Raw genomic sequence first — 12,297 nt, 5'->3', positions numbered from 1 at the left:
ACGACACAAATTTAAACATGAAGAAAAGGTATATATTTTATGCTGTTTTAGCACTGGGCCTGGCCTATCTGGTATATTACAGAATTAACGCAAACAAAAAACTAGAGGGAAAAGGTGGCGCATCTGCTGGTGCAGGGAAAGGTAAATCAGGTGGAAAAGATGGCAAACAGGCACCGCTTGTGGTTGATGGTATTGTGGTTAAACCAGTATCGTTTGATAATGATCTGGAAGTAACAGGTGCTATCGAAGCCAATGAATCGGTAGTGCTAAAAAGTGAAGTATCGGGATTGGTTACCGGCATTTATTTTCAGGAGGGTACCACGGTATCTAAAGGCAGTATATTGGTAAAAGTAAACGACAGAGATATACAGGCACAATTGCAGGATGCCTTAACGAAACAAAAACTCTCGGCTACTAACGAAAACCGGGCAAAACAACTCTTGGCCAAAGGAGCAATCAGTCAGGAAGAATACGATACTGCGCTTGCAGATCTAAAATCATTGCAGGCACAGGCACAACTAATCAGGGCACAGCTGGCTAAAACCACAATCCGTGCGCCTTTTACCGGCCGTGTGGGCTTGCGCAGCATTTCTGCCGGCACCTATTTAACGCCTGCCACCGTAATTGCCAATCTGGTAAGTACCAATCCGGTTAAGATTACTTTTTCAGTTCCGGAGAAATATGCTGGTCAGGTTAAAATCAATTCAGAAATTAGTTTTACCACTGATGGCTCTGCTAAACAAAACAAAGGAAAAGTATATGCGATAGAACCCGGCATCAATGCCACTACACGTACTTTACAAATCAGGGCTTTAGCCCCCAATGCAGATAATGCGCTGTTACCAGGATCTTTTGCTAAAATTAAACTGGCCTTAACTACGCTTCAAAATGCGATCCTGATCCCTAACGAAGCCGTTATTCCGGTTTTAAAGGGCAAGATCGTTTATATCCAAAAGGATGGCAAAGCACAGGAAGTTAATGTTGAAGCTGGTACCCGCACGGATGAAAACATCGTGATAACCTCTGGTTTAAAAGCAGGCGATACCGTTTTAACAACCGGATCGATGGCCTTAAAGAAAGATGCACCGGTTAAAGTTCATTTGGTTAAAGAATAATTATGAGTATCTCCACCACGAGTATAAAAAGGCCGGTTCTGGCCATTGTAATGAACCTGCTGATTGTCCTTTTCGGGATCATCGGTTATACCTTTCTGGGTGTACGCGAGTACCCTTCTATCGATCCGACGGTGGTTTCGGTAAGAACTTCTTATCCTGGTGCCAACTCAGATATCATCGAATCGCAGATTACCGAACCGCTTGAAAAATCGATCAATTCCATTGATGGGATCAGGAATATTTCTTCGTCCAGTAACCAGGGCGCAAGTAACATTACGATAGAATTTAACCTCGATAAAAACATTGAAGAGGCAGCTAATGATGTCCGCGATAAAGTTTCGCAGGCCGCCAGAAACCTGCCTAAAGATATTGACGGATTACCGGTTGTAAGTAAGGCCGATGCCAACTCCGACCCGATTTTATCGATGACGATCCAAAGTGATAAACGCAATACACTCGAATTGAGCGATTTTGCTGAAAACGTAATTGCCGATCGTATTCAAACCATTCCGGGGGTAAGTAGTGTTCAAATTCAGGGTCAGCGTAAATATGCCATGCGTATATGGATGGACCCGAATAAATTAAGTGCTTATGGTTTAACCTCTCAGGATATTGTTACCGCTTTAGATAACGAAAACGTAGAGCTGCCATCGGGTAAAATTACCGGCGCAACCACCGAACTTACGGTTAAAACATTGGGTAAACTAACCAACGAAAGCCAGTTTAATAACCTGATCCTAAAATCAGACAGCAACCAGGTGATTAAATTAAAAGATGTGGGTTATGCCGTTTTGGGACCAGAAAATGAAGAAACTGTTTTACGCGAATCGGGCAGACCGATGGTGGCGGTTGCCATTATTCCACAACCAGGAGCCAATTACCTCGATATCAGTAAAGAGTTTTACAAACGTTTCGATAAATTGCAGGCCGATATTCCGCAGGATATTAAATTAAAAGTAGCCTTAGACAATACGCTCTTTATTAAACGTTCTGTTACTGAAGTAGCTGAAACCATCGGTTTATCGCTGGTATTGGTAATTTTAATTATTTACCTGTTTTTTAGAGATTGGGCCATTGCTTTCAGGCCGTTGATCGATATTCCGGTATCACTGATTTTCACCTTCTTTATCATGTATGCCTTTGGCTTTTCGATAAACGTGTTGAGTTTACTGGCTATTGTACTGGCAACTGGTTTGGTGGTGGATGATGGTATTGTAGTTACCGAAAATATATTTAAAAAGGTAGAAGAAGGTATGTCGCCATTTGAGGCCGCGATAAAAGGATCGAACGAAATCTTTTTTGCCGTAATCTCCATCTCTATCACCTTAGCCGCAGTATTCTTACCTGTAATTTTCTTACAGGGCTTTGTGGGCCGCTTATTCCGCGAATTTGGTGTGGTAATCGGTGCTGCCGTATTGGTATCGGCCTTTGTTTCGCTTACGCTAACCCCGATGCTAAATGCCTACCTGATGAAAAAAGGTGGACATAAACCATCACGTTTCTACAACTGGACCGAACCTTATTTTGTAAAGCTGAACGATGCCTACGAAGCGAACCTGAATAAATTTTTAGATAGAAGATGGCTTTCGGTGCCAATCATCCTGGTGTGTATAGGTCTCATTTTCCTTTTCTGGAAGATATTGCCAAAAGAAACTGCCCCTTATGATGACCGCAGTGCCATCAACATCAACGTATCTACCCCAGAGGGTGCCTCATTTGCCTATACCGATAAGTTTATCATGAAACTGAACCAGCTGGTAATTGATTCTGTTCCCGAAAAGAATGTGAACATTACCATCAGCTCGCCTAGTTTTGGCGGTTCGGGTGCGGTAAACTCTGGTTTCGTAAGAATGGGTTTAACCGATCCGGAGTCAAGGGAACGTTCGCAAAAGGACATTGCCGATATGCTCACCCGTGTAACCAAAAAATATACCGAAGGTAAAACCATTGTGAGCCAGCAACCGACCATTTCCGTTGGTCGCCGTGGTGGATTGCCTATCAGTTACATTATTCAGGCACAAAATTTTGAAAAGCTGCGCGAGAAAATTCCATTGTTTATGGATGCCGTAGCCAAAGACCCTACATTTACTGTTTCTGATGTGAATCTGAAATTTAACAAACCTGAAATTAACCTGACGATTGACAGGGATAAAGCCAAAAATTTAGGCGTTTCTATTTCAGCAATCGCTCAAACCCTGAATTTAGGGTTAAGCGGACAAAGGTTCTCCTACTTTTTCATGAACGGTAAACAATATCAGGTAATTGGCCAGTTTGATCGGGGCGACAGGAAAGATCCACTGGATTTAAGTTCGGTTTACGTACGTAACGATAAAGGCGAACTGGTTCAGCTCGATAACCTGGTAACTGCTAAAGAAGAAAGCAGTCCGCCGCAATTGTACCGCAACAACCGGTTTATTGCTGCTACCGTTTCTGCAGGTTTAGCTCCAGGCAAAAGTATTGGCGAAGGTATAGATGCCATGGATGCCATTTCGAAAAAAGTATTAGACGAGACTTTCTCTACCGACTTGAGTGGCGAATCGCGCGATTTTAAAGAAAGTTCATCTAACACCGTCTTCGCTTTTGGTCTGGCCCTTCTATTGGTTTATTTAATCCTTTCGGCACAATTTGAGAGCTTTAAAGATCCGATTATTATCATTTTAACCGTACCAATGGCGGTTGCCGGGGCCTTTTTATCGCTCTGGTTGTGTGGTCAAAGCTGGAATATCTTTAGCCAGATCGGTACCATTATGCTTATTGGTTTGGTAACTAAAAACGGTATTTTAATTGTAGAATTTGCCAACCAGCTTAAGGAGAAGGGTATTGCCATTCCCGAGGCCATCAGAGAAGCTGCTGTTTCGCGTTTACGCCCCATTTTAATGACCAGTTTAGCCATTGCCATTGGTGCCTTACCCATTGCACTTGCATTAGGTGCTGCGGCAAAAAGCCGTATGAGTATGGGAACCGTAATTGTGGGTGGCACCACGTTCTCTTTGGTATTAACCCTGTTTGTAATCCCGGCCATTTACTCTTACTGGGCCAAACCTTACAAGCCAAATAAAGAATTAAAAGAAGCCCATCGTTTTGAACAGGAAGCTTTACATATAGAAGAATAAGATGAGCAAGAAATTAAGAATATTTATCCTGCTGATAAGCTTATCGCTTTCGGGTTTTGCGCAAGAAAAGCTAAGCCTGCAAGAAGCCATTACCATTGCTTTACAGAATAACTACGATATTAAAATCAGCAAAAACCAGGTTGATATTGCAAAAAACAATGCCAACATTGGTAATGCAGGTATGCTACCCAACCTAACAGGAAGTTATACTAACGGCGGAAGTATCCAGAATACCCGCCAAACACCCGCAACCGGACCAGACAGGGTAATTACCGGTGCTAAAAGTACCAATAACAGCTATGGTGCCGATTTAAACTGGACTATTTTTGATGGTTTTAGCATGTTTGCCAATTACGACCGCTTAAAAGAATTGCAAAAACAAGGAGAACTAAATGCCCGCTTAACCATTTTAACTACCGTTGCCGATGTAATTAACGCGTATTATGACATTGTAAGGCAGCAGCAGTTGGTTATTGCAGCCGATAGTGCGATGGATGTTTCCGTATTGCGCGCCAATATCGCCAAAACAAAACTACAGCTCGGCCGGGGCTCTAAACTGGATGTGTTAAGTGCACAGGTAGATTATAATACCGATACTTCGAGCTATTTGCAGGCTAAAAACACCTTACAGGTTGCCAAAGTGCGTTTAAACCAATTAATGGTGAGGGATGTTGGCACTTCGTTTTCGGTAGATAATAAAATTGATGTGGATAAAGCCATTTCATTTAGCAAAATGGCCGAAATGGCCCAACAGCAAAATCCGAATGTGCAAAATGCTTTTATTAACCAACGCATTGCCGCTTTAAACCTAAAATCAATCCGCGGAGCGCGATATCCATCAGTAAGCTTAAATTCAGGCTACAGCAGGGCAAACAGTACCAGTCCAACGGGTTTTAACCAAAAGTTTGCGGCGAACGGATTTACCTATGGCGTAACTGCCAGCATTAATCTGTTTAATGGCTTTTTACAACGCCAGCAGGAACGCAATGCCAAAATAGAGATCGATAATTCGGCCATTACCTTAAACAAAACCAGGCTGGATGTAAACTCGCAATTGCTTAGTGCATACGAAAATTACAGCACCTATCTGGATCTGATTAAGCTGGAACAACGCAATGTAGATATTGCCAAAGAAAACCTGGATATTACCTTAGCCAAATACCGTTTAGGGAGCATTGCCCCTTTAGAACTGCGGGAAGCACAGCGTAATGCCATTGATGCTCAAAACCGTTTCATCGAGATGCAATACCAGGCCAAAATAGCCGAAACCACTTTAAAAATGATTAGTGGAAGTATTGATTTGATTAATTAGCCCTTTAAGCTTGTATGAAGTAGTTTAATCAGGGTGATGTCAAGGCTTAAACTATCGGTTATTGCTGCATGGGCTCTTTTTAAATTAAAAACGGCAATAATTTCTGACTGATGTTTAAAATACCTAAACAATTGATTAAAAACCTTTAACAAAATACAACGCAGTTAAAATACTGCCAATAAGCGTTAAAATGAGGTAACGAAATTATTGCAAGTTTAAAATTCTGTAATTTATCTTTATATTTAATCCATGATACTTGTTGCAGATAGTGGCTCTTCAAAAACCGATTGGATGGGCTATCACAATGGCGAAACGCTTAAGTTTAGTACGCCGGGAATAAACCCTTATTTTTTAAATGAGCAGGAAATTTCCAAGTTAATTGCTAAAAATGAATCCCTAATCCAGTATGCAGATGAGGTTAAAGAAATTTACTTTTTTGGCGCGGGTTGCTCTTCTCCTGATAAGCACGAAGTGGTTTCGAACGGGTTATCAACTGTTTTCACAAAAGCCTTTATTTCAGTAGATCACGATCTTTTAGGTTCGGTATACGCTACATGTGGAAATGCCGAAGGCTTAAACTGCATTTTAGGTACGGGTTCTAATATTTGTTATTTCGACGGGAAGAAAATACATGATGGTCATCATGGCCTGGGTTATGTTTTGGGCGATGAGGGTTCTGGTACTTTCTTCGGAAAAAAAGTACTGTTAAGCTACCTGTACAATAAAATGCCTTCAAACTTAGCTGCCGAATTTAAAAAAGCCTTTCCGGCAGAAAAAGAGCAGATCATTACCAATGTATACCAAAAACCATTTCCAAATATTTATTTGGCAGGTTTTAGCCGTTTTATGGCCAGCCATAAAGACCACCCATTTATTCAGGAAATATTAAGAAAAGGATTTCAGGAATTTGTAGACACCAACGTTAAAGATTACCCGAAACATAAAAATGTGCCTTGTCATTTTGTAGGTTCTATTGCTTATTATTATCAGGATGCACTTATTTCGGTATTGCTTGAAAATGGCATCGAACCTGGCAAAATACTGCAAAAACCTATAGATGAATTATTTAACTTCATCTTACATAAAGAAGGCATTGTACAACAGGCCAGCTAAATCTAAATCTACTTAATGCTATCATAAATTGTTAAAATATGTTTAAGATTGTAAACATAACGACACAAACTTTTGTTATACGTTTAAAAGCATATAATTGCTAACACATATGAAGAGAATACTGGTAGTAGATGATGATATTGAGGTTTTAGAAACCATACAATTGATACTGGAAATTGGCGGATTTAAAGTTTCAGCACTGAACGATGGAGAAGAAATTTTTAACCGTATAGCACAATTTAACCCGGATTTAATTTTACTTGATATTTCGCTGGGCCACATAGATGGGCGTATTTTGTGCGAACAGTTAAAATCTATAGAAAGCACTTCAAAAATTCCGATTTTACTGATTTCGGGCTTATACGATCCGAAAGATTTTACAACCCTGAACTATGGTCAGGATGATTTCTTATCCAAACCTTTCCAGATGGATGTACTCCTGAAGAAAATTTCAAAAATTCTTTCCCTGGAAGAAGACCAGCCAAGTTTTCTTTTAAATTAGAACATCATACACGATTTTAAAGCCAAAGGACATATTGTTTTTTGGCTTTTCTTTTTTTGCCCCCTTCCTTCCTTCCTTCCTTCCTTCCTTCCTTCCTTCCTTCCTTAACCAATCTGTCATTTTGGCAAATAAAACCCTTTGGAACAACCCTTGTTATGCAGGATATAGATTAAACAATTTACTTACATATGAGCATACAGGAAAAAGGAAATATCTCCATCCATACCGAGAATATTTTCCCTATAATTAAGAAGTTTTTATACTCTGATAACGAAATTTTTCTTCGTGAGTTAGTTTCTAACGCAGTAGATGCAGTTCAAAAGATTAAAAGGCTAGGTTCACTGGGCCAGTTTAACGGCGAAGTTGGTCAGCCATTGGTACAGGTTGCAGTTGATAAAGCAGCAAAAACCATTACCATTAGCGATAACGGTTTAGGTATGACTGCCGAAGAAATTAAAAAATACATTAACCAGGTTGCATTTTCAGGAGCGAGTGAGTTTGTAGAGAAATTCAAAGATGCCAAAGATGCTAACGAAATCATCGGTAAATTCGGTTTAGGTTTCTATTCGGCCTTTATGGTAGCTGATTTGGTAGAAATACAGACCCTATCTTATCAGGATGGTGCAGAACCTGCTCGTTGGGTTTGCGATGGCAGCACCGAATTTGAGATCACCGAAGGCACTAAAACCACCCGTGGCACCGATATTATTCTTCACGTAAACAAAGATTCAGAAGAATTCTTAGAAGAATCGAAACTACAGGAAATCCTGGATAAATACGCTAAATTTTTACCGGTTCCAATTAAGTTTGGTACTAAAACCGAATCTGTTGAAGATGGTGTTGATGAAGAAGGCAAAGCAAAATACAGCGATATAACTGTTGATAACATCATCAACACCACGAACCCCATCTGGACAAAAGCTCCTGCAGATTTGTCAGACGAAGATTACCTGAGTTTTTACCGCGAGTTATATCCATTTTCAGAAGAGCCTTTATTCTGGATTCACTTAAATGTTGATTATCCGTTTAACTTAACCGGTGTATTGTATTTCCCTAAGTTGAAAAACGACTTCGAAATGCAACGCAACAAAATCAAATTATACTCGCGCCAGGTATTTATTACTGATGAGGTAAAAGATATTGTGCCTGAGTTCCTGATGTTGTTGCACGGTGTAATCGATTCGCCTGATATTCCGTTAAACGTATCGCGTAGTTTCTTACAAGCTGATAGCAACGTTAAAAAGATTAACAACTACATTACCAAAAAGGTAGCTGATAAACTGGCCGAACTGTTTACTAAAGACCGCAAAGCATACGAAGAAAAATGGAAAGACATTGGTCTTTTTGTTAAATATGGTATGATTAGCGAAGAGAAATTTTACGACAAGGCTAAAGATTTCGCTTTGGTTGGTAACACCAAAAATGAACTTTATACTTTACCCGAATACAAGGAGAAGATATCGCCTTTACAAACCGACAAAAATGGCAGCGTGGTTTATTTATACACCAATGATGCAGCTAAACAGGATGCCTTTATCCAATCTGCTAACAAAAAGGAATACGATGTACTGGTACTCGATTCACCGATCGACAACCATTTCATCAATCAATTAGAGCAAAAACTGGAAAAAACTTCGATCAAACGTGTTGATTCGAGTGTTGCTGACAAATTAATTGAGAAAGATGAGCAGAACGAACATGTTTTAACCGAAGATCAGGTTAAGGAAGTAACCGGCATTTTCGAAAAGGCAATTACTAAACCGGGCATGCATGTAGAGATTGTGGCTTTACACCCTGAAGAACTACCTGTTACCATTACCATGGATGAATTTATACGCCGTATGAAAGATATGGCTGCCATGGGAGGTGGAATGGGCTTTTATGGCCAAATGCCAGACAATTATAAGGTGGCCATTAACGGTAACCACAAGCTGATTAGCAAAATCCTTAAATCGGATGAGGCAGAGCAAAGCACCTTAGCTAAACAAGCGGTAGATTTAGCGCTATTGGCACAAGGTATGTTAACAGGAGCAGAATTAACCGCTTTTGTGAGCAGAAGCGTAGCGTTAATTTAAGCAGCCTTAAAGCTGATTTTGTATAAAGGGGAGCACCAATTGGGTTGCTCCCCTTTTTTGTGGATTAATCAGCAAATCAGGGCAAAAAAAAAGTCCTGATTTACATCAGGACTTTAGGTAAGAATTTTCGGGAACTCTTAGATTAAAATTAATATTGTATTAGCTACTTAAAGCGGCTTATTTCTGATTTACGTTAAAGTAATCTTTATGATCTTCGATCATTTTTGCAATGGTAGCAGCTTTTGTATCTGTAATTTTAAATTCAAAAGCAGGCTCCTGGTTTTTCTTAGATCTAACCATTTTCTCTGTATAAAAGCGGTATACTAAACCATTGGTTAATAAACCGTATTTAGCTTTAGTTTTACGGAAATATTTAGACAAGCGTGAATCGTGAATATCTAAATTATCGTTATGGTGTTTACACTCTACTAAAATAGTTGGTTCGCCATCTTTCATAATGGTATAATCAACCTTTTTGCTTTTCTTAACACCAAAATCTAAAACGGCTTCAGATTGAACCTCAGAAGGATCAAATCCTAAGATTTGAATAAAAGGCATTACTAAGGCATTCCGCGTTAAATCTTCAGATTGAACTTGTGGAAGCATTTTCTTAATTCTTACGGCAAATTGCCCGATTTCGTCTTTTAATTCCATGGTTATATCTTATTGATAATTAATTTTTTAAATTATACTGACTGAATACCGAATTGGCAGTGATGATGATCTGATCTAAACTTTGTTTATCGAAAAAATTCCTGTTCAACATATCAACCATATAAGTAAGCTTAGTAATATCACCGGCACGCATGGTGAACTGAAAACTTTTCATTCCATCTTTGATGGCTTGTTGCACATAGTTACGCACAACCAGGAAAGATTTTCTGAAAGCATATTCGCTATCCAGCTTGCCCTCTACCAGATTTTTCATATCAAGATTGCTGTATTCGTTCTGCATTCTCTGATAAATATCTGCGTTCATTCCTTGTTTTTTAAGGATGCCGTTGTAGTAGATCTTATTAAGTAAATACTCGTATTCGTTGTGTTTCATTTTGGAGGAAGATAGATGTAGGGGAATATTTTCTTGTTTCTCGGTATTATTTAAATCTTTTTATTGTTTTCAATTCTTTTAATTTCTAACCCAGCATTGTATGGCCTGTTTTTAATTGGCTTATCTACAGGCTACACAAAATTGGGTAGGCAGATGTTTTTCATCGGGAGCTTTTTAACACTTCCAATTATTTGTTTTTGGCAAACAGTTTAAAGATTAGAAAAAGAAGTTGGGATGGTAAGTTTTTTACATGAACCCCGGAGAATTTTACACGAAACCCCCGGTTTTTTCTGATAAACCAGGGTAGAAGTTTTTTTAAGCGCAATTGCTAAATCATTGCATTTTTATTTAACTTGCAACAAATCATAAAAACAAACATATTTTAATAATCATGAATCTAAAATGCGTTGTTATTGACGACGAGCAGCATGCAATTGAGGTACTCACTGATCACATTGCCGAAATGCCTGGTTTAACTGTTTTTAAGACTTTCACCAGTCCTGTACAGGCACTTACAGAAATTAGTGTTGACGATGAGATTGATTTATTGTTTATGGATATTGACATGCCAGGCATAAATGGTCTGGAGCTGGCTAAAAACATCAGAGAGAAAGCTAAATATCTGATATTTACCACCGCACATCCCGACTATGCCCTGCAAGCATTTGATGTACAATCAGATCAATACTTACTTAAACCCATTTCATTCGCAAAATTTGCACTAGGCATTGACCGGATTTTAAAGAAAGAGGCTAACGCTGCAAAAGCTACTCCCAGAGAAGCCGAGCAAGTTGCTGCCCTTTACATTAAAGGCGATCACAAGTATGCGTTTTCAAACATTGCGATCGATGAAATCCTTTATATCAAAGCTTTACAAAACTATATTCAGATTATTACCAAATCTGAAACCCATACCACTTACCTTACTTTAAAGGAGATTGAAAAAGCGCTCGAAACTCACGCATTTATCAGGGTAAACAAATCAAATATTGTTGCCAAAAGCGCCATAAAAAAAGTAGATGGCAATATTATCCGTTTGGTAAACAATGAAATGATACAGATTGGTGAAGGTTATAAAGATGCTTTCTTTGCGTACGTTCAAAGCAGCTTATTAAAATCAAACCGAAATCAGTAATTAAAGGATTACGTCGATCCAGCTGGTCATTACTATTGTATGACTTTGATCGCCGGTTGGAGTAGTCTGAAAATTACTTTGCGCTCTAACGTTTTTATAAACGAAAACAGTTTTTTTGGAAAGTTTAGCCGATGTGTTTATTTGTTGAGCTTTCATGGTATGACACTAAAATATAGAAGATTATTTAAAAAATTAAATTGTTGATTAGATTATATCAATCCAGCTGGTCATTACAACAGTGTGACTTTGATCTCCGGTTGGCGTGGTTTCAAAAAGGCTGTTTTTAGTTTTGATGTTTTTATAAACAAAAACAGTTTTTTTAGCAAGTTTAGCTGAGGTATTAGTATGTTGAGCTTTCATGATATTATTATTTGAAATAGATTATAGAAAAAATTAAATAGGTATTAGATTACATCGATCCAGCTGGTCATTACAACAGTGTGACTTTGATCTCCGGTTGGTGTAGTTTCAAAAAGGCTGTTTTTAGCTTTGATGTTTTTATAAACAAAAACAGTTTTTTTAGCAAGTTTAGCTGAGGTATTAGTATGTTGAGCTTTCATGATATTATTATTTGAAATAGATTATAGAAAAAATTAATTAGGTATTAGATTACATCGATCCAGCTGGTCATTACAACAGTGTGACTTTGATCTCCGGTTGGAGTGGTTTCAAAAAGACTGTTTTTAGCTTTGATGTTTTTATAAACAAAAACAGTTTTTTTAGCAAGTTTAGCTGATGTATTAGTGTGTTGAGCTTTCATGATATTATTATTTTAATTTTGTATTTATCGTTGTGATTAATTTTCTGTAAAGATGCGGCTGAAAACAAACCGCTGCCATTTTTTTACACAAAACCCTAATTTTAGTAGACAAAAACCCACATTT

At 38.5% G+C, this 12,297-nt stretch carries 12 protein-coding genes; 7 read left to right on the top strand and 5 right to left on the bottom strand.

The features are described 5' to 3' along the window. The first annotated feature begins 17 nt into the window (after positions 1–17). The 6 genes from OC25_RS03055 (at position 18) to htpG (ending at position 9,230) form a co-directional block, all read left to right on the top strand. Complete coding sequence (locus tag OC25_RS03055; RefSeq protein WP_039471514.1) at positions 18–1,115, top strand: efflux RND transporter periplasmic adaptor subunit; 1,098 nt, start codon at positions 18–20, stop codon at positions 1,113–1,115. A 2-nt stretch (positions 1,116–1,117) separates the two neighbouring features. Beyond that, the gene (locus tag OC25_RS03050; protein ID WP_039471512.1) at positions 1,118–4,228 is read left to right on the top strand and encodes an efflux RND transporter permease subunit; all 3,111 of its coding nucleotides are present in this window, start codon (positions 1,118–1,120) and stop codon (positions 4,226–4,228) included. 1 nt (position 4,229) lies between these two features. Next, a complete protein-coding gene (locus tag OC25_RS03045) occupies positions 4,230–5,540 on the top strand; it encodes a TolC family protein (protein WP_039471511.1) in 1,311 nt (436 codons plus the stop codon). A 249-nt stretch (positions 5,541–5,789) separates the two neighbouring features. Then, positions 5,790–6,653: an N-acetylglucosamine kinase gene (locus OC25_RS03040; protein WP_039471509.1), complete on the top strand. Its 864-nt coding sequence runs from the start codon at positions 5,790–5,792 to the stop codon at positions 6,651–6,653. Positions 6,654–6,762: 109 nt separating this feature from the next. After that, a complete protein-coding gene (locus OC25_RS03035) occupies positions 6,763–7,155 on the top strand; it encodes a response regulator (protein WP_039471507.1) in 393 nt (130 codons plus the stop codon). A gap of 188 nt (positions 7,156–7,343) precedes the next feature. After that, on the top strand, positions 7,344–9,230 hold the full coding sequence (htpG, locus tag OC25_RS03030; protein ID WP_209435556.1) for a molecular chaperone HtpG: 1,887 nt from the start codon (positions 7,344–7,346) through the stop codon (positions 9,228–9,230). Between the two features lie 177 nt (positions 9,231–9,407). Here the strand turns inward: htpG and OC25_RS03025 are convergent, their stop codons facing one another. Together OC25_RS03025 and OC25_RS03020 are read right to left on the bottom strand one after the other, a co-directional pair. Then, on the bottom strand, positions 9,408–9,884 hold the full coding sequence (locus OC25_RS03025) for a type I restriction enzyme HsdR N-terminal domain-containing protein (RefSeq protein ID WP_052265911.1): 477 nt from the start codon (positions 9,882–9,884) through the stop codon (positions 9,408–9,410). 19 nt (positions 9,885–9,903) lie between these two features. Continuing rightward, positions 9,904–10,278: a hypothetical protein gene (locus tag OC25_RS03020; RefSeq protein WP_039471505.1), complete on the bottom strand. Its 375-nt coding sequence runs from the start codon at positions 10,276–10,278 to the stop codon at positions 9,904–9,906. Between the two features lie 391 nt (positions 10,279–10,669). Between OC25_RS03020 and OC25_RS03015 the strand changes: the two genes are divergently transcribed. Next, positions 10,670–11,413, top strand: a complete 744-nt coding sequence (locus tag OC25_RS03015) for a LytR/AlgR family response regulator transcription factor (protein ID WP_039471503.1) — start codon at positions 10,670–10,672, stop codon at positions 11,411–11,413. A 204-nt stretch (positions 11,414–11,617) separates the two neighbouring features. Here the strand turns inward: OC25_RS03015 and OC25_RS27800 are convergent, their stop codons facing one another. The 3 genes from OC25_RS27800 to OC25_RS27790 are packed head-to-tail and all read right to left on the bottom strand — an operon-like array spanning position 11,618 to position 12,173. Further along, a complete protein-coding gene (locus OC25_RS27800; protein ID WP_156131379.1) occupies positions 11,618–11,773 on the bottom strand; it encodes a hypothetical protein in 156 nt (51 codons plus the stop codon). A gap of 44 nt (positions 11,774–11,817) precedes the next feature. Further along, positions 11,818–11,973 (bottom strand): hypothetical protein, encoded by a 156-nt coding sequence (locus tag OC25_RS27795; RefSeq protein ID WP_156131378.1) that lies wholly within the window; start codon positions 11,971–11,973, stop codon positions 11,818–11,820. Positions 11,974–12,017: 44 nt separating this feature from the next. Further along, a complete protein-coding gene (locus OC25_RS27790) occupies positions 12,018–12,173 on the bottom strand; it encodes a hypothetical protein (protein ID WP_156131378.1) in 156 nt (51 codons plus the stop codon). Between the last annotated feature and the right edge of the window lie 124 nt (positions 12,174–12,297).

Origin of the sequence: Pedobacter kyungheensis, assembly GCF_000812965.1 — a bacterium.
Lineage (GTDB): Bacteria > Bacteroidota > Bacteroidia > Sphingobacteriales > Sphingobacteriaceae > Pedobacter > Pedobacter kyungheensis.
The sequence above is the reverse complement of the archived record's forward strand: the minus strand, read 5'-3'. Positions and strand labels throughout refer to the sequence as shown.

Excerpts from the sequence above, each read along its gene's own strand:
- OC25_RS03055 (WP_039471514.1), top strand. The coding sequence starts at position 18 with ATGAAGAAAAGGTATATATTTTATGCTGTTTTAGCACTGGGCCTGGCC.
- OC25_RS03050 (WP_039471512.1), top strand. The coding sequence starts at position 1,118 with ATGAGTATCTCCACCACGAGTATAAAAAGGCCGGTTCTGGCCATTGTA.
- OC25_RS03045 (WP_039471511.1), top strand. The coding sequence starts at position 4,230 with ATGAGCAAGAAATTAAGAATATTTATCCTGCTGATAAGCTTATCGCTT.
- OC25_RS03040 (WP_039471509.1), top strand. The coding sequence starts at position 5,790 with ATGATACTTGTTGCAGATAGTGGCTCTTCAAAAACCGATTGGATGGGC.
- OC25_RS03035 (WP_039471507.1), top strand. The coding sequence starts at position 6,763 with ATGAAGAGAATACTGGTAGTAGATGATGATATTGAGGTTTTAGAAACC.
- htpG (WP_209435556.1), top strand. The coding sequence starts at position 7,344 with ATGAGCATACAGGAAAAAGGAAATATCTCCATCCATACCGAGAATATT.
- OC25_RS03025 (WP_052265911.1), bottom strand. The coding sequence starts at position 9,884 with ATGGAATTAAAAGACGAAATCGGGCAATTTGCCGTAAGAATTAAGAAA.
- OC25_RS03020 (WP_039471505.1), bottom strand. The coding sequence starts at position 10,278 with ATGAAACACAACGAATACGAGTATTTACTTAATAAGATCTACTACAAC.
- OC25_RS03015 (WP_039471503.1), top strand. The coding sequence starts at position 10,670 with ATGAATCTAAAATGCGTTGTTATTGACGACGAGCAGCATGCAATTGAG.
- OC25_RS27800 (WP_156131379.1), bottom strand. The coding sequence starts at position 11,773 with ATGAAAGCTCAACATACTAATACCTCAGCTAAACTTGCTAAAAAAACT.
- OC25_RS27795 (WP_156131378.1), bottom strand. The coding sequence starts at position 11,973 with ATGAAAGCTCAACATACTAATACCTCAGCTAAACTTGCTAAAAAAACT.
- OC25_RS27790 (WP_156131378.1), bottom strand. The coding sequence starts at position 12,173 with ATGAAAGCTCAACACACTAATACATCAGCTAAACTTGCTAAAAAAACT.